24 protein-coding genes are annotated in these 21,423 nt (G+C 60.8%); 4 read left to right on the plus strand and 20 right to left on the minus strand.

Annotation, left to right across the window (positions count from 1 at the left end; all coding sequences use genetic code 11):
- Positions 1 to 11 precede the first annotated feature (11 nt).
- The 3 genes from ACJ8QI_RS13415 to ACJ8QI_RS13425 all read right to left on the minus strand — a co-directional run bounded on the left by ACJ8QI_RS13415 (position 12) and on the right by ACJ8QI_RS13425 (position 2,232).
- The gene (locus tag ACJ8QI_RS13415; protein ID WP_442532702.1) at positions 12 to 1,391 is read right to left on the minus strand and encodes a PTS ascorbate transporter subunit IIC; all 1,380 of its coding nucleotides are present in this window, start codon (positions 1,389 to 1,391) and stop codon (positions 12 to 14) included.
- A 23-nt stretch (positions 1,392 to 1,414) separates the two neighbouring features.
- Positions 1,415 to 1,696, minus strand: coding sequence for a PTS sugar transporter subunit IIB (locus tag ACJ8QI_RS13420; RefSeq protein WP_025303676.1), 282 nt, complete (start codon positions 1,694 to 1,696; stop codon positions 1,415 to 1,417).
- Between the two features lie 92 nt (positions 1,697 to 1,788).
- The gene (locus ACJ8QI_RS13425; RefSeq protein ID WP_038876423.1) at positions 1,789 to 2,232 is read right to left on the minus strand and encodes a PTS sugar transporter subunit IIA; all 444 of its coding nucleotides are present in this window, start codon (positions 2,230 to 2,232) and stop codon (positions 1,789 to 1,791) included.
- Between the two features lie 310 nt (positions 2,233 to 2,542).
- On the opposite strand from ACJ8QI_RS13425, the gene ACJ8QI_RS13430 reads away from it, so the two are divergent.
- On the plus strand, positions 2,543 to 3,562 hold the full coding sequence (locus ACJ8QI_RS13430; protein WP_038876425.1) for a LacI family DNA-binding transcriptional regulator: 1,020 nt from the start codon (positions 2,543 to 2,545) through the stop codon (positions 3,560 to 3,562).
- A gap of 54 nt (positions 3,563 to 3,616) precedes the next feature.
- On the opposite strand, the gene yfcD is transcribed toward ACJ8QI_RS13430, so the two are convergent.
- Complete coding sequence (gene yfcD, locus ACJ8QI_RS13435) at positions 3,617 to 4,162, minus strand: NUDIX hydrolase YfcD (RefSeq protein WP_004936086.1); 546 nt, start codon at positions 4,160 to 4,162, stop codon at positions 3,617 to 3,619.
- 99 nt (positions 4,163 to 4,261) lie between these two features.
- Entirely contained in the window at positions 4,262 to 4,813 is a 552-nt protein-coding gene (yfcE, locus tag ACJ8QI_RS13440; protein ID WP_442532639.1) for a phosphodiesterase, read from the minus strand.
- 233 nt (positions 4,814 to 5,046) lie between these two features.
- On the opposite strand from yfcE, the gene yfcG reads away from it, so the two are divergent.
- From yfcG to ACJ8QI_RS13455, 3 genes are all read left to right on the plus strand, one after another.
- Complete coding sequence (gene yfcG, locus ACJ8QI_RS13445) at positions 5,047 to 5,676, plus strand: GSH-dependent disulfide bond oxidoreductase (RefSeq protein WP_055317045.1); 630 nt, start codon at positions 5,047 to 5,049, stop codon at positions 5,674 to 5,676.
- Between the two features lie 111 nt (positions 5,677 to 5,787).
- On the plus strand, positions 5,788 to 6,159 hold the full coding sequence (gene folX / locus ACJ8QI_RS13450; protein ID WP_025303682.1) for a dihydroneopterin triphosphate 2'-epimerase: 372 nt from the start codon (positions 5,788 to 5,790) through the stop codon (positions 6,157 to 6,159).
- Positions 6,160 to 6,175: 16 nt separating this feature from the next.
- Positions 6,176 to 7,090 (plus strand): TIGR01777 family oxidoreductase, encoded by a 915-nt coding sequence (locus tag ACJ8QI_RS13455; RefSeq protein ID WP_442532640.1) that lies wholly within the window; start codon positions 6,176 to 6,178, stop codon positions 7,088 to 7,090.
- A 7-nt stretch (positions 7,091 to 7,097) separates the two neighbouring features.
- On the opposite strand, the gene hisP is transcribed toward ACJ8QI_RS13455, so the two are convergent.
- The 15 genes from hisP to ACJ8QI_RS13530 form a co-directional block, all read right to left on the minus strand.
- Positions 7,098 to 7,871, minus strand: a complete 774-nt coding sequence (gene hisP / locus ACJ8QI_RS13460; protein WP_038876434.1) for a histidine ABC transporter ATP-binding protein HisP — start codon at positions 7,869 to 7,871, stop codon at positions 7,098 to 7,100.
- A 21-nt stretch (positions 7,872 to 7,892) separates the two neighbouring features.
- Positions 7,893 to 8,597 carry an ABC transporter permease gene (locus ACJ8QI_RS13465; RefSeq protein ID WP_159318314.1) on the minus strand — a complete coding sequence of 235 codons (705 nt, stop codon included), beginning with the start codon at positions 8,595 to 8,597 and terminating at the stop codon, positions 7,893 to 7,895.
- The gene (locus tag ACJ8QI_RS13470) at positions 8,594 to 9,280 is read right to left on the minus strand and encodes a histidine ABC transporter permease HisQ (protein ID WP_049200166.1); all 687 of its coding nucleotides are present in this window, start codon (positions 9,278 to 9,280) and stop codon (positions 8,594 to 8,596) included. The genes ACJ8QI_RS13465 and ACJ8QI_RS13470 overlap by 4 nt, the downstream gene beginning before the upstream one ends.
- 82 nt (positions 9,281 to 9,362) lie before the next feature.
- A complete protein-coding gene (gene hisJ / locus ACJ8QI_RS13475) occupies positions 9,363 to 10,145 on the minus strand; it encodes a histidine ABC transporter substrate-binding protein HisJ (protein ID WP_019453740.1) in 783 nt (260 codons plus the stop codon).
- 303 nt (positions 10,146 to 10,448) lie between these two features.
- Positions 10,449 to 11,021, minus strand: coding sequence for a UbiX family flavin prenyltransferase (locus tag ACJ8QI_RS13480; RefSeq protein ID WP_073532549.1), 573 nt, complete (start codon positions 11,019 to 11,021; stop codon positions 10,449 to 10,451).
- 131 nt (positions 11,022 to 11,152) lie between these two features.
- Positions 11,153 to 12,670: an amidophosphoribosyltransferase gene (gene purF, locus ACJ8QI_RS13485; protein WP_049200165.1), complete on the minus strand. Its 1,518-nt coding sequence runs from the start codon at positions 12,668 to 12,670 to the stop codon at positions 11,153 to 11,155.
- Positions 12,671 to 12,691: 21 nt separating this feature from the next.
- Positions 12,692 to 13,192: a colicin V production protein gene (gene cvpA / locus ACJ8QI_RS13490; protein WP_004936119.1), complete on the minus strand. Its 501-nt coding sequence runs from the start codon at positions 13,190 to 13,192 to the stop codon at positions 12,692 to 12,694.
- Between the two features lie 234 nt (positions 13,193 to 13,426).
- Complete coding sequence (gene dedD / locus ACJ8QI_RS13495) at positions 13,427 to 14,176, minus strand: cell division protein DedD (protein WP_442532641.1); 750 nt, start codon at positions 14,174 to 14,176, stop codon at positions 13,427 to 13,429.
- Positions 14,177 to 15,442: a bifunctional tetrahydrofolate synthase/dihydrofolate synthase gene (gene folC / locus ACJ8QI_RS13500; RefSeq protein ID WP_047730185.1), complete on the minus strand. Its 1,266-nt coding sequence runs from the start codon at positions 15,440 to 15,442 to the stop codon at positions 14,177 to 14,179.
- Positions 15,443 to 15,633: 191 nt separating this feature from the next.
- On the minus strand, positions 15,634 to 16,542 hold the full coding sequence (gene accD, locus ACJ8QI_RS13505; protein WP_025303691.1) for an acetyl-CoA carboxylase, carboxyltransferase subunit beta: 909 nt from the start codon (positions 16,540 to 16,542) through the stop codon (positions 15,634 to 15,636).
- Between the two features lie 232 nt (positions 16,543 to 16,774).
- Positions 16,775 to 17,437, minus strand: a complete 663-nt coding sequence (locus tag ACJ8QI_RS13510; RefSeq protein WP_019453745.1) for a DedA family protein — start codon at positions 17,435 to 17,437, stop codon at positions 16,775 to 16,777.
- A 78-nt stretch (positions 17,438 to 17,515) separates the two neighbouring features.
- Entirely contained in the window at positions 17,516 to 18,337 is an 822-nt protein-coding gene (gene truA / locus ACJ8QI_RS13515; RefSeq protein WP_094460894.1) for a tRNA pseudouridine(38-40) synthase TruA, read from the minus strand.
- Positions 18,337 to 19,347 (minus strand): aspartate-semialdehyde dehydrogenase, encoded by a 1,011-nt coding sequence (locus ACJ8QI_RS13520; RefSeq protein WP_442532642.1) that lies wholly within the window; start codon positions 19,345 to 19,347, stop codon positions 18,337 to 18,339. Before ACJ8QI_RS13520 ends, truA begins: the two co-directional genes overlap by 1 nt.
- Before the next feature lie 110 nt (positions 19,348 to 19,457).
- Positions 19,458 to 20,579 (minus strand): 4-phosphoerythronate dehydrogenase PdxB, encoded by a 1,122-nt coding sequence (pdxB, locus tag ACJ8QI_RS13525; RefSeq protein WP_442532643.1) that lies wholly within the window; start codon positions 20,577 to 20,579, stop codon positions 19,458 to 19,460.
- Between the two features lie 53 nt (positions 20,580 to 20,632).
- Positions 20,633 to 21,406: an AraC family transcriptional regulator gene (locus ACJ8QI_RS13530; protein WP_038876456.1), complete on the minus strand. Its 774-nt coding sequence runs from the start codon at positions 21,404 to 21,406 to the stop codon at positions 20,633 to 20,635.
- Positions 21,407 to 21,423: the final 17 nt, after the last annotated feature.

Consider the following 21,423-nt stretch of genomic DNA (forward strand, 5'->3'; position numbering starts at 1 on the left):
GTCTGCCCTCGTTATTTCTCGACGCGGTCAGCGGCCGGCGCGCCTTTGCGTTTTCCCAGGAAGTTATGCGCCACCAGCAGCGCGAACACGGCGACGATCGCCAGCATGATCATCTCCTTCGACATAAAGCGCGCCATATTGCCCAGCAGGATGCCGATCGCGCCGAAGTCGGCGTCGGAGAAGGTGGTGTTGGCAAAGCCCAGCGCCCCCAGCACCGGCAGCAGCAATACCGGCAGGAAGGTGATCAGCAGCCCGTTGGCGAAGGCGCCCAGCATCGCGCCACGCCGCCCGCCGGTGGCGTTGCCGAACACCCCGGCGGTAGCGCCAGTGAAGAAGTGCGGCACCACGCCGGGCAGGATCAATACCATCTTCAGCTGCCCCAGCAGGAACAGCCCGGCCAATCCGCCAAGGAAGCTGAACAGGAAGCCGATCAGCACCGCGTTGGGGGCATAGGAATAGACCACCGGGCAATCCAGCGCCGGCCGCGCATTCGGCACCAGCTTTTCCGAGAAGCCGGTGAACGCCGGCACGATTTCCGCCAGAATCAAACGCACGCCCTGCAGGATGATGAACACCCCGGCGGCGAAGGTGATGGCCTGAATGATCGAATACACCAGGTAGTTCTGGCCGCCGCTGAGCTCGCTTTCAACATAGGCCCGCCCGGCGCAGATCGCCAGGATCAGGTAGATGACGATCATGGTCATCGAGATCGAAATGGAGCTGTCGCGCAGGAAGCTGAGGTTTTTCGGCAGGTTCATCTCCTCGGTCGAGCGCGAGTTTTTACCCACCTTCGAGCCGATCCAGCCGGACAGCACGTAGCCCAGGGTGCCGAAGTGGCCGAAGGCGATATCGTCATTGCCGGTGATGCGGCGCATATAGCGCTGGGCGATCGCCGGGAAGAACGCCATCACCAGCCCCAGGGTCAGCGCGCCGGTAAACACCAGCTGCACGCCCTCGAAGCCCGCCACCGTCAGGATGATGCCGATCATGCAGGCCATGTAGAAGGTGTGGTGGCCGGTCAGGAAGATGTATTTCAGCCGGGTGAAGCGCGCCACCACGATATTCGCCACCATGCCGAACGCCATGATCAGCGCGGTGGAGGCGCCGTATTTCTCCAGCGCGATGGAGACAATGGCTTCGTTATTCGGAATGATGCCCTGAATATTGAACGCGTGTTCGAACATGCCGCCCAGCGGATTGAGCGATCCGACCAATACCGTGGCGCCGCCGCCCAAAACGATAAAGCCGAGAATGGTTTTTACCGTGCCTTTTACCACGTCGGAAAACGATTTCTTTTGCGCCAGCAAACCGATCAGCGCAATAAGCCCGACCAGTACCGAAGGCACCTTTAATATATCCACCACAAACTTAAGCGTTTCCTGGATAAACATATCCACCTCGCCAATCGTTTTATTCAGATGATTGAGTGGGCTTCGAAGTAAGCGCGCAGCTTGGCTTCCAGCTCATTAATGTCGATGATGTTGCTGATCACCACCAGCTGCTCGGCCGGTACGCTGGCGCTGTCGGCGATGTCTTTCGCCATCACGAACACGTCGGCGGCGCCGGGGGTGGCGGACGACAGATCGGAGTGTTCGACCTCGGCCTCCACGCCCATCTTTTTCAGCACCTTTTTAATGTTCATTTCCACCATAAAACTGCTGCCGAGACCGGAACCGCAAATCGCCATGATTTTCATAATATCCACCTGTTGAATTTAGCGTGTAGGGTAGCGCCGCCGGTCATATTCCCGGCGTTGTTAGCATTAATAGTGTTCCTGGTGATTAAGCGTTAATAGCGGGCGATAATATCCTCGATTTGCCGTTTATCTTTGGCGTGAAATAACGCCTCCATGGCCTGATTGTCTGAAAATAATTCCGCCAGTTGCGAAATCAATTCGATGTGGCTGTCGCCGTCGGGCGCCGAAAGCATCACCACCACCTGAACCGGATCGTTATCCGCGGAATGAAAGTTCACCCCCTGATGGATCTTCAACAGCGATAATCCCAACGCGTTGGCGCCCTCTTCGGGCCGGGCGTGCGGCATGGCGATGCCCGGCGCCAGGACAAAGTAAGGCCCGAGCTTCTCCTGCTGATGAAAGATGGCCGTCAGGTAATTCGGCGTGATCACGCCGTCTTGCAGCAGCGGCTGCGCACTCAGCGTTACCGCCTGGCGCCAGTCCTCCACCCGTTCGCACAGCTGTATATGATCGGCGGTCAGCCACTCTTTCAGCACGTTACCCTCCTAAAGGTTGATGGTTTCGGCCGGTGATTAATTCACCGACGACGGTAAAACTTTAATCAACCCCACCCGGCCACACAGTGATGGATATCACAAAGATAGCGCTACCAAAGCGCTATCATGCAGATCTGTGATAGCGCTATCAAAACGCCGCGCTGCGGCATGGCGTTAACCACAATTTTTTCTCGCTCTTTCGGGTAACGGGGTAGAATGTGCCGCATACGGGGATCGTCGAAGCCGCGCCGTCGGCTTCCCACCCTCACCATTTTTATGCGCCGCGCGCGCATTTCAGTCGGGATTAGGCATGTCGATCGGTAAAAAACGACGCAGCACGGGCAGGGTGACGTTGGCTGACGTAGCGCAGCTGGCGGGCGTCGGCACCATGACGGTGTCGCGCGCGCTGCGCACGCCGGAGCAGGTTTCAGACAAACTGCGCGAGAAGATTGAAGCCGCGGTGAGCGAACTGGGGTATCTGCCCAACCTGGCCGCCAGTTCGCTGGCGTCGGCCTCGTCCTACACCATCGCCATGGTGGTGCCCAGCCTGTCCGAATCCGGCTGCGCCGAGATGTTCGCCGGCCTGCAGAAAGTGCTGCAGCCGGCCGGTTATCACATCATGCTGGCGGAGTCGCAGCACCATCTGGAGCGCGAAGAGAAATTGCTGGAGACCCTGCTCTCTTACAACCTGGCGGCGGCGGTGCTGCTCAGCGTCGAGCATTCGCAAAACGCCCGCAACGCGCTGATCGCCGCCAACATTCCGGTGGTGGAGATCGGCGCCGTGCGCGCCGATCCTATCGACATGAGCATCGGCATCGACTACGTGGCGGCCATGTATCAGCTGACGCAAACGGTGATCGCCAGCGGCTATCAGAACATCGGGCTGCTGTGCGCCAACCAGGAACAGTGGATCTTCCAGCAGCACCTGCAGGGCTGGCACAAGGCGCTGCTGCGCAACCATATGTCGCCGCATCGGGTGATCAACGCCGCGCAGCCCGCCAGCTTCAGCACCGGCGCGCAGCAGCTGCCGGAATTCCTGCTGGCCTGGCCGGAGCTGGACGCGCTGGTGTGCGCCTCGGACGAACTGGCCGGCGGCGCGCTGTATGAATGCCAACGGCGGCGCATCAAGGTGCCGGACAATCTGGCGGTGGTGGGGTTCGGCAACAGCGAGTTCAGCCGGGTCTGCCAGCCGCCGCTGACCACCATGACCATTCCGCATCGCGACATCGGCATTCAGGCCGGCCAGGCGCTGCTGGCGCGCCTGAACGAGCAGCCCTGGCTGCCGGCAGGCTCCCTGCCCGCCACGCTGTGCCGCCGCGACAGCTGCTGAATCCGCGCCATAAAAAAAGCCGGTCGATGACCGGCTTTCTCACGCGTTGGCGTCTCAATGGTTGTCGAGCGGCTTACCGTAATCCTGCTCGTTGTTGCGCGTCAGCCACAGCGACAGCGCCTTCAGCGAATCCGGGGTAAACTCGTCGCAGCGCGCGGTGATCTCTTCCGGCGTCAGCCAGCACACCTCGGCCACTTCTTCTTCCTGCAGCGCGAACGGGCCGTGCGATACGCAGCTGAACAGCGCGCCCCACACCCGGCACTGCTCTTCTTCGAAGTAGAACAGACCGTGTTCGGCGAAAGGCACACCGGCAATGCCCAGCTCTTCTTCCGCCTCGCGGCGCGCCGAATCCAGCACGTTTTCACCGCTTTGCACTACGCCACCCGCCGTTGCGTCCAACCAGCCCGGGTAGAAGTCCTTGATCTCGGTGCGACGCTGCACCAGAATTTTTCCCATCCCATCATGCACCACAATATAGGTAGCACGATGGCGCAGCCGCTCCGCCCGCATCTGTTGACGACTGGATTGCGCGATCACCTCGTTTTGCTCGTCGACGATATCAACCCATTCGGTATCTGCAGCCTGACCCTGTTCCGCCATCCTCTAAAACCTTCTATTTTGGCGCGATGCATCCCGCGCGCTGGTTAATCAATGAGTGTTTTTCAAAGATTTTTATTGTGTGTGTATAAATTAGTGCGTTTAGCGTGTTAACGCCACTTCCGCGACGACCTTGCCGTCGTCGAGCGTCAGCACGCGCAAAGTGCCCCGATCCAACATGCCGTAGCTGGCCGGAAAGCCCCCTTTGGGAATGCTGACCGAGCCCGGATTGAAGCAATAGATCTCACCCTGCCGCTCCGCCTGCGGCAGATGCGTATGGCCGTAGGCCAAGACGTCACCGCGGGATAACGGCGGCAGTGCCGAGGGATGATAAAGGTGACCGTGGGTCAAAAACAATCGTCTTTTTTGCAGTAAAACCTGTTGCCAGGGCGCCTCGATGGGAAACGTCAGCAGCATCTGATCGACCTCGCTGTCGCAATTGCCGCGAACGGCGATGATCTTGTCGCTATAGCGATTCAATCGTTCGGCAACCTGAGCGGGCTGATACCCGGCCGGCAGCGCGTTGCGCGGGCCGTGATTCAGCAAATCACCCAGAAGAATCAACCAGTCGGCGCCGTTTTGTTCGAACAATTTCAGCACGCGTTCGGTGGCCGGCAGCGATCCGTGAATATCCGAGGCGAACATCAGCTTCATAACCTTGTCCTATAGAGGGAAATAAGCGCCATTTTACCGCGCCGGCGCCGTGCGGCAAACCGCCGTCCGCCCCGGTGGAGAATTGTGATCCAACCGCGCAGATAGCATCGGACGAATCCCACATAGCCTGCTATCCTTAGCTGCTATTGTTGGATCTCTGATATACCTTTGTGCGCGGCGAAGACCGCAGCAACGTGTAATGAATTACAGATCACCTTACCGCAGGAGGCAACATGATTGACCTGTATTACGCGCCTACTCCCAATGGTCACAAGATCACCTTGTTTTTGGAAGAGGTCGGCTTACCCTACCGTATCCATCGCGTAAACATCAGCGCCGGCGAGCAGTACAAACCGGACTTTCTGAGCATTTCTCCCAACAACAAAATCCCGGCGATCGTCGATCAGCAACCGGTGGACGGCGGCGCGCCAATCAGCCTGTTCGAGTCCGGGGAAATCCTGCTGTATCTGGCGGAGAAAACCGGCAAGCTGTTGAGCAAGGGCCTGCGCGAACGCGCCGCCACCCTGCAGTGGCTGTTCTGGCAGGTGGCCGGGTTCGGGCCGATGCTCGGGCAGAATCACCACTTCAACCACTACGCGCCGCAGCCGGTGCCTTACGCCATTGAGCGCTACCAGCTGGAGACCAAGCGGCTGTACGGCGTGCTGGAAGCCGAACTGCAAAAACACCCGTACCTGGGCGGCGACAACTACAGCATCGCCGATATCGCCACCTACCCGTGGGTGGTGTCGCATCCGCGCCAGCGCATCGATCTGGCGGATTACCCGGCGGTGCGCAACTGGTTCGAGCGCATCAGCAACCGCCCGGCGACCGAGCGCGCCTATAAGCTGGCTGAACAGGGCTAACCCCCGCTCCCCGACTCCCCGCCGCCGGGGAGTCACATCGCCCCTGCGTTATCATTTCCCTACTTTCCGTGTATTCTGAACGCCAATAATCAGACCTATGGAGAATCTCTGATGTCTTTCAGTCAACCCGACGCCGTTATTCGCATTAAAAATCTGCGGTTGCGCACGTTCATCGGTATCAAGGAAGAAGAAATCAACAACCGACAGGACGTCCTGATTAACGTGGTGATCCACTACCCGGCGGACAAGGCGCGCAACAGCGAAGACATCGCCGACGCGCTCAACTACCGCACCATCACCAAAGCGATCATCCGCCATGTGGAAGATAACCGTTTCGCGCTGCTGGAAAAATTAACGCAGGATGTGCTCGATATCGTAAAAGAACATGCCTGGGTGACCTATGCTGAAGTGGAGATAGATAAACTTCTGGCCCTGCGCTACGCCGATTCGGTCTCCATGACCATGAGCTACCGCCGGGACTAACTCAGGGAGGTCGACCATGCGGATCCTGATCACCGGCGCAACGGGATTGATAGGCAGCAGCCTGACGGCCAGGCTGCTGGCGCTTTCTCACCAAATTACGGTGCTGACGCGAGACGAACGGCGAGCCCGGGCCAGGCTGGGCGACCAGCCGAGCTATTGGCAAACGCTGGACGACCGGCAGTCGCTGGATGACTTCGATGCGGTGATCAATTTGGCCGGCGAACCTATCGCCGACAAGCGCTGGAGCGCACAGCAGAAACAGCGGCTGTGCCATAGCCGCTGGGATCTGACCGAGCGGTTGGCGCAGCTTTTCAAGGCAGGCAGCACGCCGCCCGGCGTGCTGATTTCCGGTTCCGCCGTCGGCTACTACGGCGACCAGGGGCAGGCGGTGGTCACCGAAGAGGAGCCGCCGCACGACGAATTCACCCACCAGCTGTGCCAACGCTGGGAAGCGCTGGCGCTGCAGGCGCAGAGCGACGCCACCCGGGTCTGCCTGCTGCGCACCGGCGTGGTGCTGGCGCCACAGGGCGGCGCGCTGGCTAAAATGCTGCCGCCGTTCCGCTTCGGGCTGGGCGGCCCGATCGGCGACGGCCGCCAATACCTGCCGTGGATCCATCTCGAAGACATGGTCAACGGCATTATTTATCTGCTGGATCACGCCACGCTGACCGGCCCGTTCAACATGGTCGCTCCCTACCCGGTGCATAACGAACAGTTCGCCGCCCAATTGGCCAACGTGCTCGATCGCCCGGCGTTTCTGCGGGTGCCGGCGTTCGTCATGCGTTTGTTGATGGGGGAAGCGGCGGTGCTGGTGCTCGGCGGCCAGCGGGCGGTGCCGAAGCGGCTGGAGGAGGCCGGCTTCCACTTCCGCTATCTGGAGCTGGAACAGGCTCTGGATGACGTGATTAATCAGCGGGCCGAAGCCCGCTGATCTGACGTTACTTCAACGCGCCGGACAGGAACTGCTGCAGGCGCGGGCTTTTGGGGTTGCCGAACAGCTCGGCCGGCGGCCCCTGCTCTTCAATCAACCCTTTGTGCAGGAAGATCACGTGGTTGGAAACGTGGCGCGCAAACTCCATTTCGTGCGTCACCACCACCATGGTTTTCCCCTCCTCCGCCAGCTTCTGCATGATACGCAGCACCTCGCCCACCAGCTCGGGATCCAGCGCCGACGTCGGCTCGTCAAACAGCAGCACTTCCGGCTCCATCGCCAACGCGCGGGCGATAGAAACGCGCTGCTGCTGGCCGCCCGACAGGTGCACCGGGTATTTGCCGCGCGCCCGCTCATCGATGCCCACCTTATCCAGATAGCGCACCGCGCGCTCGTGCGCTTCGGCCTTGCTCAGCCCCAGCACCTGCACCGGCGCCTCCATCACGTTCTCGAGCACCGTCATGTGGCTCCACAGATTGAAATGCTGGAACACCATGGTCAGGCGGGTGCGCAGCAGCTGCAGCTGCTTCTTGTCGAACACCTTCAGCTGGCCGTCTTTGTCGCGCACCATGCGAATGTCTTCGTTGTTCAGGCTGATCGAGCCTTCGCTCGGCTTCTCGAGGAAGTTGATGCAGCGCAGAAAGGTACTTTTGCCGGAGCCGGAGGAGCCGATGATGCTGATCACATCCCCGGCGTTGGCCGCCAGCGAGACGCCCTTCAGCACTTCGTGATCGCCATAGCGTTTGTGCAGTTCGGTGACGGCTAATTTATTCTCAGACATGGTTTTTCTTCCCGTCATTTATCAGTGACTAACGTGTGCCATCCAGCGTTTTTCAGCCTTGCGGAACAGGCTGATTAACACGTAGGAGATGATCAGGTACAGCACCGCCGCGATGCCGAAGGCGTAGAACGGCTGATAGGTCGCGGCGTTGATGTCGCGCGCGATCTTCAGCAGATCCGGCACGGTGGCGGTAAACGCCAGCGCGGTGGAGTGCAGCATCAGGATCACTTCGTTGCTGTAAGCCGGCAGCGCGGTACGCAGCGCCGAAGGCAAAATGATGCAGCGATACATCTTGAAGCGCGAGAAACCGTAGGCGTTGGCGGCCTCGATTTCACCGTGCGGCACCGAGCGGATGGCCCCGGCGAAGATCTCGGTGGTATAGGCGCAGGTGTTGAGCGTCAGCGCCAGGATGGTGCAGTTGAGCCCGCTGCGGAAAAACGCATTGAGAAACTCGCTGCCGCGCACGATCTCAAGGCTGTACATGCCGGAGTAGAACACCAGCAGCTGCACGTACAGCGGCGTACCGCGAAACACATAGGTGTAGAGCCACACCGGGAAACGCACCCAGCGGATGGAAGAGACGCGCGCCACCGCCATCGGGATCGCCAGCAGCCCGCCCATCACCACCGAGGCGATCAGCAGCCACAGCGTTACCGCCACGCCGGTGAAGCGGTAGCCGTCGCTCCACAGCAGCGACTGCCAATACTGTTGCAGGATGTCGATCATAGCTCGGCCCTCTTGACGCCCAGTGAGTAACGCCGTTCAAGCCACAGCAGCACGCCGTTGGAAACGGTAGTGAAGATCAGGTAAACCACGCCGGCCACGATGGCGAAGAAGAACGGCTGATAGGTGCCTTTCCCCGCCAGCTGCGTGGCTTTCACCACGTCGTTCAGGCCGAGGATCGACACCAGCGCCGTCGCCTTCAGGATCACCTGCCAGTTGTTGCCGATGCCCGGCAAGGCGAAACGCATCATCGCCGGGAACAGAATGCGCCGGAAGATCTGCGCGCCGCTGAAGCCGTAGGCCGTCGCCGCTTCGATCTGCCCTTTCGGCACCGCCAGATAGGCGCCGCGGAAGGTCTCGGTAAAATAAGCGCCGTAGATAAAGCCGAGGGTAATGATGCCGGCGCCGAGCGGATCGATATCGATCTGCGCGAAGCCCAGCAGCGTGGTGATGTTGTTCAGCGCGATCTGCAAACCGTAAAAGATCAGCAGCATCAGCACCAGATCGGGCACGCCGCGGATCAGCGTGGTATAGGCGCCGAACAGGCCGGAGATAAAGGGGTTATGAGACAGTTTGCCACCGGCGCCGATCAGACCGATCACCACCGCCAGCACCACGGAACTGAGGGCCAGCTCCAACGTCACCAGAGCCCCCTCGAAAATCAGTTGGGAATAGCCTTGCAGCATCTACTTCACCCTGTGGTCTAGGATCCGAACCATCGGGGCCGGCGCACCGGCCCCGCAGTCACAGCATGGAACGGGAAGCGGATTACCCGCCGTAGACGTCAAAGTCGAAGTACTTTTTCGCGTATTTGTCGTAGGTGCCGTCTTTACGCATCTCGGCGAAGGCTTTGTCCAGCGCCGCTTTCAGCTCGGTATCGGTCTTGCGCAGCCCCATGCCTGTGCCGACGCCGAAGAACTTGTCATCCTTCACCGATTCGCCGGCGAACGCATAGTCTTTGCCCGGCGGCTGTTTCAGGAAGCCGTCGCTGCCCGCCACTTCATCCTGGAAGGCGGCATCGATACGGCCGGAGGCCAGGTCGGCATAAGCCAGATCCTGGTTCTGGTAAGGCACGACGGTCACCCCTTTCGGCTGCCACATGGCGTTGGCGTAGGCTTCCTGGGTGGTGCCCTGCAGCACGCCCACGCTCTTGCCTTTCAGCGCTTCGGCGGTTGGCAGCAGCTTGGAGCCCTTCGGCGCGATCAGACGCGCGTTGGCGGCATACAGCTTGTCGGTAAAGGCGATTTCCTGCTGGCGTTTTTCAGTGATGGACAGCGAAGAGATAATGGCGTCAATCTTCTTCGCCTTGAGGGATGGGATCAGCGCGTCGAAGTCGCTCTCCACGAAGGTGCATTGGGTATTGATGCGTTTGCACAGCTCTTTGGCCAAATCGATGTCAAAGCCGACCAGCTCGCCTTTGGCGTTTTTGGATTCAAACGGCGCGTATGTCGGATCGGTGCCAATCTTCAGCGTGGAAGGAATGGCGGCAAAGGCGCTGCTGGCGGCGCTCAAAGCCAGAACTAACGGCAAAATCAAAACCCGCTTTTTCATAAATTACCCTCAAATTGATTTTTTTGATGCCACTACGGGCATTACTTTCCCCACCAAATCAATTTGCAGTAATCGTGCCACATTCGGTGCTACGGGCGGAGGGAACGGCTCCGGCCTTCACAATACTGTTTCCTGGGACGATAACCGCAAAATTAAATCGGCCGGTCGGGGCCGCGCCACTGGCAGCCGCGACAAGGCGGCGCCATGAAACAGTGAGCGTGATGAAGTGGGATCATTATGGTGCATACTCCGCCCCAATTCAGTGCGGTGTTGCACAAATGTACCAATTTAGGGATAAAACTGTTAATTAGCACCCTGCCAGCGGGTGAACAGATCGGTCGGCAGTTCGATATCAAACTGGTCAATCACCCGATTGACGGTCTGATCGATGATGTCTTCCACGCTTTTCGGCTGGTGGTAAAACGCCGGCACCGGCGGCATGATGACCGCCCCCATCTCCGCCGCCTGGGTCATCAACCGCAGGTGCCCCAAATGCAGCGGCGTTTCCCGCACGCACAGCACCAAACGGCGGCGCTCTTTGAGCACCACGTCGGCGGCGCGAGTCAGCAGCCCGTCGCTGTAGCTGTTGACGATGCCGGACAGGGTTTTGATCGAGCAGGGCAGGATCGCCATGCCCAGGGTCTTGAAGGAGCCGGAGGAGATGCCGGCGGCGATGTCGCGTGCGTCGTGCACCACATCGGCCAGCGCCTGCACTTCACGCAGGCTGTACGGCGTTTCCAGCGCCAGCGTCTGTCTTGCCGCGTTGCTCATCACCAAATGGGTTTCCACCTCTGCGACGTCGCGCAAAACCTGCAACAGGCGCACGCCGTAGACAGCGCCGCTGGCGCCGGAAATGCCGATGATGAGTCGTTTCATGGAAAATGGCCTCTGCCGTAAAAAGTAAGATCAGGCAGACTTTGCCGCAATGGCGAGGGATAAGCAAGTCAGAGGAGCAAGGTGCACCGCCGCAGACGCGGCGATGCACCCTGAGGGATCAACGCAGGCGGCTAGCCTTCGTTGTGCAGTTCCAGATTTTCCGCTTCGGTTTGCACCCGCAGCGCCTTGGCGTCGTCGCTGCGCAGCGACTCCAGGTATTCCAGATAGCTTTGGTCGACGTCTTTGGTCACGTAGATGCCGTTGAACACCGAACATTCGAACTGGGTGATGTCCGGGTTCTCTTCGCGCACCGCTTCGATCAGATCGTCCAGGTCCTGGAAAATCAGCCCGTCGGCGCCGATGATCTGGCGGATTTCATCCACTTCACGCCCGTGGGCGATCAGTTCGTTGGCGCTCGGCATGTCGATGCCGTAGACGTTCGGGAAGCGCACTTCCGGCGCGGCGGAAGCCAGGTACACGCGCTTGGCGCCCGCTTCGCGCGCCATCTCGACGATCTGTTCCGACGTGGTGCCGCGCACGATGGAATCATCCACCAGCAACACGTTCTTGTCGCGGAACTCGGCGCGGTTGGCGTTCAGCTTGCGGCGCACCGACTGGCGACGCGCCTGCTGGCCCGGCATGATGAAGGTGCGGCCGACGTAGCGGTTCTTCACGAAGCCCTGGCGGTATGGCTTCTCGAGAATGCGCGCGATCTCCAGCGCGATGTCGCAGGAGGTTTCCGGAATCGGGATCACCACGTCGATGTCCAGATCTTCCCACTCGCGGGCGATCTTCTCACCCAGCTTCTGGCCCATGCGCACGCGGGCGCTGTAGACCGAGATCTTGTCCATAAAGGAGTCCGGGCGCGCGAAATAAACGTATTCGAACAGGCACGGGTTGGTTTTCGGGTTCTCCGCGCACTGGCGGGTGAACAGCTGGCCCTTGGTGGTGATGTACACCGCTTCGCCCGGCGCCACGTCGCGCAGGAACTCAAAGCCCAGGGTATCCAGCGCCACGCTCTCGGAGGCCACCATGTACTCGCTACGGCCATCCTCCAGCGTGCGCTTGCCGATCACCAGCGGGCGAATGCCGTTCGGGTCGCGGAACGCCAGCAGGCCGTGGCCGATGATCATCGCCACGCAGGCGTAAGCGCCGCGCAGTTGCTGATGCATGGCGGCGACCGCGGTAAAGATGTTGTCGGCCTCCAGCGGGTAGTGCGGGAAGCGGTCCAGCTCGCTGGCCAGCACGTTCAGCAGGATTTCCGAGTCGGAGGTGGTGTTGACATGGCGGCGGCCGCTTTCGAACAGATTTTGGCGCAGCTCATGGGCGTTGGTCAGGTTACCGTTGTGGGCCAGCGTAATGCCGAACGGCGAGTTGACGTAGAAAGGCTGGGCCTCAGAGGCGCTCGAGCTGCCGGCCGTCGGGTAACGCACATGGCCAATGCCCATGTTGCCCTGCAAGCGTTGCATATGGCGCGCCTCAAACACATCTTTCACCAGGCCGTTGGCTTTACGCAAACGGAACCCGTTGTGGGCGTCAATGGTGACGATGCCTGCGGCATCCTGGCCACGGTGCTGAAGCACCGTCAGCGCATCATAAATCGACTGGTTTACCGGCATGAAACCGGCGATACCGACAATACCGCACATGTTGTCTTTTCCTCATCAGCGCTACCGCCCCGGCAATTGGGTCGGCAAGAAACTCGACGTGCTCTGCAGGTAGTCAAAGAACCACCTGATGACGTAACTGAACTGGGGAATGAGCTGCGACTGTTTCCAGTCGGCGCTTTGTGAGAAGCCGGTAAAGGTGTCCAGGAAGAACAGGATCGCCGCGACGATCAACACTCCGCGCAGCGCGCCGAAGCAGATGCCCAACACGCGGTCGGTGCCCGACAACCCGGTTTTCTCTACCAGTGAGCTAATCACATAGTTAACAATAGCCCCTACGATCAAGGTCGCGATGAACAAAATCGCGATCGCGATGCCGTTTCGCACCAGTTCATCTTCAAAACGAGTGAAATAGACCGCAAGGTAAGAGTAGAAATGGCTGGCAACAAAAAACGCACATCCCCATGTCACAAGTGACAATGCTTCGCGAACAAACCCTCGGATCAGGCTCACCAGAGCCGAAAATCCAATCACCGCTATAATGACGTAATCAATCCAGACCATGAACTATTCCAATGATGAATCGCCCCTGCATCCAATTCGCGGCGAATTCTAACAGAAAAAGAAAACGTTTGCGTAGGGGATTTCCTACCACGTTACAAATAAAAAGCGGCGATTAAAAAATTCCCAATCGCCGCGCCTACATAGGTGATTTCGCCTGTAAAAGGCGCGGTTTTTCTCGCTTTCGCTCCACCACTCCTTAATTCAGGGGCGCATCCTGCTGCGCCCCCGCGGGGTTTAACGGCCGTACGGCTTCACCTGCCCGCTCAGCCCGCTGATCGAGTTCAGCGACGGCAGCGCCGCCTGCAGCTTCTGCTTGGAAGCGTCCGGGCCAACGTAGATGCGGGTGATCTGCCCCTGCACCGGCGTTGACGGCACGGTAAAGGCGCGATAGCCCGAGAGGCGCAGCGAGGCGACAATCTCGTTCGCCTTGGCGGCGTTTTTCAACGCCCCGAGCTGCACGACATAGGCTTGTCCAGCCGGCGCTTTTTCTTCCGCCGGTTTCGGCTGCGGTGCCGGTTCAGGCTTCGGCGTCGGTTCAGGTTTCGGTTCCGGCTTCGGCGCCGGCTTCACTTCCACCGGCTTCGGTTGTGGTGCCGGTTTCGGCTTCACTTCTACCGGTTTGGTTTCTACCGGTTTCGGCTTGGGCTGCGGCACCGGTTGAGGACGCGTTTCGACCGGCGATGGTGCCACCTGCGTCGGCTGCTGAGCAGTCTGCCGCGCCGCCTGTTGCGCCGCCGCTTCGTTGGCCGCCTGCTGCTCGACCAGCGCGCCCGCCCCTTCCGGCGGCTGTGCCGGCAGTGGCTGCGTCACCGGCGGCAGCACGTCGTTCTCTTCGACATCGCCCGCCTTCGGCACCAACGGAATGGCCGCGAATTCATCCTCGTAATGCTTCTTTTTGCCGTCCAGCAGCCCTGGCAGGATGATTACCCCCAGCGCCACCAGAATCACGGTTCCGACCAGTCGGTTCTGAAATTTACTCGCCACTCACACTCCCCGCATCTCGTCTAACGCCGCCATCACCTGCGCCACGGTGTGGAACGATCCACAGACGATCACAATATCCTGTTTATCAGCATCCTGCATAGCCTGCCGCCAGGCAGTTTCGACATCATTAAAGCGGCGCGGTTCCGTCAGATGTTGCGCCAGCTGTTCGACGCTGGCGCCGCGCGGCCCGTCGAGCGGTGCGCAGTACCATTCATCCACCTGCTCGCTGAGGCAGGCGAGCGTGCCGGCGATGTCTTTGTCCGACAGCATGCCCACCACCGCGCGCACCTTGCCGCCGTCGCGCGGCAGTTTGGCCAGGCGCCCGGCCAGATAGCCGGCGGCGTGCGGGTTGTGCGCCACGTCGAGGATCAGCGTCGGCTCCCGCCGCACGATCTGGAAACGCCCCGGCAGCGTCGCCTGTTGCAGCCCGGTGAAGATCGCGCGTTCGTCGATTTCCAGCGGGGAGCAGTTCAGCGCCGCCAGCGCGGTAGCGGCGTTGGCCAGCGGTACGTTCGGCGTCGGCAGATCGGTCAGCAGCGTGTCGCCGCCCTGCCACTGCCAGCGATCGCCCTGCTCGCTGAAGCTCCAGGCTTCGCCGCGGCGATACAGCGGCGCGCCCAGCGTTTCGGCAACCTGACGAATGCTGTCCGGCATGTCGGGTTCGCCCACCACCGCCGGCTTGCCGCTGCGGAAAATGCCGGCCTTCTCGCGGCCGATGCTTTCGCGATCGTTGCCCAGCCAGTCGGTGTGATCGAGCGCGATGCTGGTGATCACCGCCACGCTCGGATCGACGATGTTGGTGGCGTCGAGACGCCCGCCCAGCCCCACTTCCAGGATCACCACGTCGAGCCGCGCCTGTTTGAACAGCTGCAGCGCCGACAGGGTGCCGAATTCGAAATAGGTCAGCGACGTTTCGCCGCGGCCGGCTTCAATGGCGGCGAACGAGCGGCTGTGCTCCGCTTCGCTCAGCTCTTCCCCCTGAATGCGCACGCGTTCGGTATAGCGCACCAGATGCGGCGAACTGTAGACGCCGACGCGCAGGCCGGCGGCCAGCAGAATGGCTTCGAGGGTACGACAGGTGGTGCCTTTGCCGTTGGTGCCGGCAACGGTGAACACCGTGGGAGCGGGGGTCAGTAAATCCAGATGCGCCGCGACGCGCTGTACGCGCTCAAGGCCGAGTTCGATCGCCTGGCTGTGCAGACGTTCCAGATAATAAAGCCACGAGCTCAATGGCGACGTGGCTTGGGGAATTTGGTGGTTTTGCATGAGTCCCATCACTGAACTTGGGTTCATTAATCCATCAGGGCACCACCCTCACCGCGGTAAAGGCGATGCGCTTCGTGACTGCCGCCAGCCTGCAAACCGCAGCGAGATGGGCTGCGGCCGGCAGGGAACGGGCATCAGCCGTCACTTAGCCACAAAGTGGCGGCTGAACCCGGGCGGGATCTGTCTTTGCCTCAGGCGTCGGCCTGCGGCTCCGGCTCAATGACCGGCGCGGCCTCATCGAAATGCGGCTGCGGCTGGTTGGTCAGCTTGGACAGAATGCTCGCCAACGTCTGGCGCATTTCCGGACGGCGAACGATCATGTCGATCGCGCCTTTTTCGATCAGGAACTCGCTGCGCTGGAAGCCCGGCGGCAATTTCTCGCGCACGGTCTGCTCGATGACGCGCGGGCCGGCAAAGCCGATCAGCGCTTTCGGCTCGGCGATGTTGATGTCGCCCAGCATTGCCAGGCTGGCAGAAACGCCGCCCATGGTCGGGTCGGTCAGCACGGAGATATACGGCAAGCCGCGCTCCTGCATTTTGGCCAACGCCGCGCTGGTTTTCGCCATCTGCATCAGCGACATCAGCGCTTCCTGCATGCGCGCGCCGCCGCTGGCGGAGAAGCACACCAGCGGACAGTTGTCCTCCAGCGCCTGCTCAACCGCACGCACGAAGCGCGCGCCGACCACGGAAGACATCGAGCCGCCGATGAAGGCGAATTCGAAGGAGGCCGCGACGATCGGCATGCCGTACAGCGTGCCCTTCATCACCACCAGCGCGTCTTTCTCGCCGGTCGCTTTCTGTGCGGCGACCAGGCGATCTTTATAGCGCTTGGAATCCTTGAATTTCAGAACGTCTTTCGGCTCCAGATCGCTGCCCAGCTCCACTTCGCTGCCTTCGTCCAGCAGGGTATGCAGACGCGCGCGCGCGCCCATACGCATGTGGTGGTCGCACTTCGGACACACTTCCAGATTACGCTCCAGCTCGGCGCGGTAGAGAACCTGGCCGCAGCTGTCGCATTTGGTCCAGACCCCTTCAGGAATGCTCGCCTTACGGGTTTGTGTGATATTGCTCTTGTTAAGAATTCGTTCAATCCAGCTCATCGATGACCTTTCTGTTTGAACCTGGCACACGCCAGTCCGCTGTTCATGCTTTAACAATCCCCCCGAAAACACCCCAATGAAAAAATGCCCGTTCGCGGCGCGGCAAGCGCGGCGACTGAGGCATCGGCTTCAGGGTTGTTCGCAGGAACAGACCATAATGTCGCTCATTAAACCATATCGGCCCGACGCTGTGGACAAAAAACTGGTCGAACCGACAGGTTAAACAATGTTTTTACTGTTTTTGCTGGCGGGCGGCCGCGCGCTTGTGGCGCCAAATTTCAATCACGCCCGGCAGAATCGAAACGATGATGATCCCGACGATCAGCAGTTTCAGGTTCTCCTGCACCACCGGCAGATCGCCGAACAGGTAGCCAGCATAAGTGAAGAGCAGCACCCAAACCAGTGCGCCAATCACGTTGTAGGCGGCGAAGTGGCGATAGGACATATGCCCCATACCGGCGACGAACGGCGCAAAAGTACGCACGATCGGCACGAATCGCGCCAGAATAATCGTTTTCCCACCGTGTTTCTCATAGAACTGGTGCGTCTTGTCCAGATAGCTGCGGCGGAAAATTTTCGAATTCGGGTTGCTGAACAGCTTCTCGCCGAACAACCGCCCGATAGTGTAGTTCACCGCATCGCCGAGGATCGCCGCCACCACCATCAACGCCACCATGGTGTGCACGTTAAGATCGTTGGTCGGCAACGCCGCCAGCGCACCAGCGACAAACAGCAAAGAATCCCCCGGCAGGAACGGCGTCACCACCAGACCGGTTTCGCAAAACAGGATCAGGAACAGAATAGCGTAGACCCACATGCCGTATTGTGCGACCAGTTCGGCCAGGTGCACATCAATATGCAGAATGAAATCAATAATAAACTTGATGATGTCCATAAATTCTCTCATTGATGCCGGGTGTTTCAGTCACCCGGCAGAAGCACAAGGGAGCGACGCTTTCAGGCGTGCCGGCGTTTAATCGTCGGGCAAAAACAGCGGCCCCATCGGCGGCCGCGGTAGACCAAAGTGGTCAGGGTAATCCACGGCAACCAGATACAGCCCCTCGGCTCGCGCCGTCGCCGCCGCCAGATTGCGATCTTTCAGCGCCAGCAACTCGGCCATCCAGTTCTCATCCTGATTGCCGCAGCCGATCTCCATCAGGCTGCCGACGATGTTGCGAACCATGTGATGCACGAAGGCATTCGCCTTGATATCTACCACAATATATTCGCCGTAGCGCGTAACCTTAACGTGTTTTACGCAGCGCCACGGGGTGCGCGACTGACATTGCACCGCGCGGAACGAAGTGAAGTCGTTCTCGCCCAGCAGCGCCTGCGCCGCCCGATGCATGCGTTCGGCGTCCAGCGGGTGATAAAAGTGCGTCACCCCCTGTTGCAGCACCGCCGGCCGGTAGCGATGGTTGAAAATAATATAGCGGTAGCGGCGCGCGGTGGCGCTGAAGCGCGCGTGAAAATCGTCGGCGACGGGGCTCACCCAACGCACCGCGATATCCGGCGGCAGATGGGTATTTACCCCCATCGTCCAGGCGGCGTCCTTGCGGCGCGCGGTGGTTTCGAAATGCACCACCTGCCCGGTGGCGTGCACCCCGGCGTCGGTACGCCCGGCGCACAGCACGCTAATCGGCGCATCCGCCACCTTGCTCAACGCCTGCTCCAGGCGTTGCTGCACGCTGGCCACTTCTTGCTGCCGCTGCCAGCCGTAGTACCGGCTGCCGTCATATTCGATGCCCAGCGCAATTTTCAGCGTTGGCTGAACGGGCGAGACCACCTCAGACATCAGTACATCTGCTCCTGCACCAAACGCTCGGCGGTTTCGATAGCCATCAATGCGCCGCCGAAGCGCACATTGTCCGCCACCGTCCAGAACTGCAACAGCTCGGGGATGCCGTAATCGTTACGCAGACACCCGATGCTGAGCGCATCGCTGCCGGAGGCGTCGGTGACCTGAGTCGGGTAATCGTCCTCTTCGCTCAGCTGAATGTCCTCGACCTCTTCGAGCTCGCTGCGCGCCTCTTCGGCGGACAGCGGGCGCAGCGCTTCCAGGTGAACCACCTGCGCGTGGCCGTAAAACACCGGCGACTGAACGCAGCTCACCGAAATAGGCAGCCCTTCATCCTGCAGCACCTTGCGCACCTGATCGACGATCAGGCGTTCTTCGCGCACGCTACCCTGCTCGTCGGCAATCAGCGGCAACAGGTTGAACGCCAGCTGCTTGCCGAAAACACCTTCCTCGGCCGGGATGCCGTTCAGCAGGCGCGCGCTCTGGCCGGCCAAGTCGTCCACCGCCACCTTGCCGCGCGACGATACCGACATCAGCGTGGTGACGTGCAGACGCGACAGCCCCGCCTGTTCGGTCAGCGGCTTGATCGCCGTCAGCAGCTGGCTGACCATGCTGTCGGCCACCGCCACGATATTGCGGTTGCGGTAATCCGCCAGCACCTGCGGGTTAACGCCCGGCACCACCAGCGGCACATCCGGCTCCATGGCGAACAGGCTGCTGGTGTCGATCACCAGGCAGCCCATGTTGCCAGCTTCTTCGGCATAGCGCGCGGACGCTTCGCTGCCGGCGACGAAGAAGGCCAGCTGCGCCTGTGACCAGTCGAACTCTTCGGCGTTTTGCACCAGAAGAGACTTGCCGTTGAAGCGCACATTGGCGCCCGCGCTGCGTTCGCTTGCCAGAGGATAGAGCTCACCCACCGGGAACTGGCGTTCCTGCAACAATTCCAGCAACGCTTCACCTACCGCGCCAGTGGCGCCGAGCAGCGCGATATTCCAGCCGTCAGACATCGGGTTTTCTCCAGAGTATTTCATTCATAAAAGCAGACGGGCAGTGCAATCACCGCCCGATAATCTTTGCCGCTCACTGTAGCGGCGTTGGCTTAAGACAACCTTACGCGCTATGCCACGCTGAAGCCCAGCTTGCCGAGCAGCTCGGCGCTGGCGCTGTCATCGCATTGCACGGCCAGCGACGACCACTCGCGGCGTTCCTGATAGTGCTTGCGCAGGCGATCGAATTCGCCCGGTTGCCCGGCGACTTTGCGCAGCGGCGCATCATCGCGGCGCACATCATACACCAAGTGCATCAATCGTTTTAACCGCGCTTCATCCAGCGGCCCGTTGAGGCGGATCTGGCTGAACTCCGGCACCGGCAGCAGCGAGGCCAGCGCCACCTGCTGCGGCTGCCCCAGATGGCGGCTGAACGCTTCGAACACCTGAGTGGTGCCGCGCGCCTTGCCTTCCAGCGTATACCCGGCGATGTGCGCAGTGCCGATATTCACCCGCGCCAGCAGCGGCAAGGAGAGATCCGGCTCCGGTTCCCACACGTCCAGCACCGTGCTCAGCTTTTTGCCCTTTTCCAGCGCCTGCAACAACGCGGCGTTATCCACCACCGGCCCGCGGCAGGCGTTGATCAGAATGCGGTTGTCCGGCAGCGCCGCCAACAGATCGGCGTCCGCCAGATGCAGCGAATGGTATGGGCCGGATTTATTCAGCGGCGTATGGAAGGTCAGCACGTCGGCCTCGGCCACCAGCTTCTCCAGCGGCCAAAACTCCCCGGCGTCGCCGCGATCGGCACGCGGCGGATCGCACAGCAGCGTGCGCACGCCCAGCGCTTTGAGGCGCGCGTCCAGGCGGGAACCGACGTTGCCCACGCCGATGATGCCGACGGTTTTATCCCGCAGATGAAAGCCATCGCGTTCGGCCAGCAGCATCAAGGCAGAGAACACATACTCGACCACCGCAATGGCGTTGCAGCCCGGTGCGGCGGAAAAGCCGATGCCCTGCCGTTGCAGCCAGGCGTCATCGACGTGATCGGTGCCGGCGGTGGCGGTACCGACAAAGCCGATGCGGCTGCCGGCCAGCAACGCTTCATTGACCTTGGTGACCGAACGCACCATCAGCGCATCGGCATCCGCCAGCGCCTCACGCGGGATCGGGCGGCCCGGCACTGCCTGCACGTCGCCCAGGCGGCTGAACAGCTCGGCCGCGTACGGCATATTTTCATCAACCAGAATTTTCACTGCGTTCTCCGACGGTTTACGGCTATTTGTCTGCGAAATAGTGTGCCACTGAATCAGGCACGGCGAAAGCGCTCAGGGGTGGTGCCGGCGATCTGCTGGAACATGACGATAAACGCCGACGCGGAGCTGTAGCCGACGTCCAGCGCCACGTCCTGCACGGTCTTGCCCTGCTCGAGCAGCGACACGGCATGCAGGAAACGCAGGCGCTGGCGCCATTCGCTGAACGACATGCCCAGATCCTGCTGGCAGCGGCGCGACAGCGTGCGCTCGGTGGTGTAGACCCGAGCCGCCCACGCCGCCAGCGAGGTGTTGTCCGCCGGGCAGTGCTCCAGCGCTTCCAGCACCGGCGCCAAAAATTTGTCGTCCGACGACGGCAGATAGGTTTGCTGGCGCGGCGACAGGCGCAGCTGGTCGATCAGCACCTGGCACAGGCGCAAATCCTCTTCCGTTTGCGGAATGTACTGCTTGCGCGCATAGAAATCCTCGGCGATGGCGCGGAATATCGGCGTCACGCTCACCAGGCAAGGGTCGGCCGGCATGCCGGCACACAGCGCCGGCGTAATGTCCACCATGCGGCACTGCGCCAGCCGCTGGTTATAGCAGGAGTGTTCGATGCCGGCCGGCGCCCACAGCACGAACTCCGGCGGCGCCAGAAAGCGCTGCCCGCCGATGCGCAGCACCATCACCCCGGCTTTGACCCACATCAACTGGCCCCAGGTGTGGCTGTGCGGCTGGAATTCGGTGCGCGCGTTGAACTCCTCGCAGCGGAACTGCACCGGCTTCGGCGCCGGGATCAGCGACTCGGGGAAATGGCGGATTTCTGGCATGGTTTCGTCCCGTGATT

The organism is Serratia sp. CY84636 (assembly GCF_052166245.1).
In the GTDB taxonomy this organism is placed as follows: Bacteria; Pseudomonadota; Gammaproteobacteria; order Enterobacterales; family Enterobacteriaceae; genus Serratia; species Serratia nevei.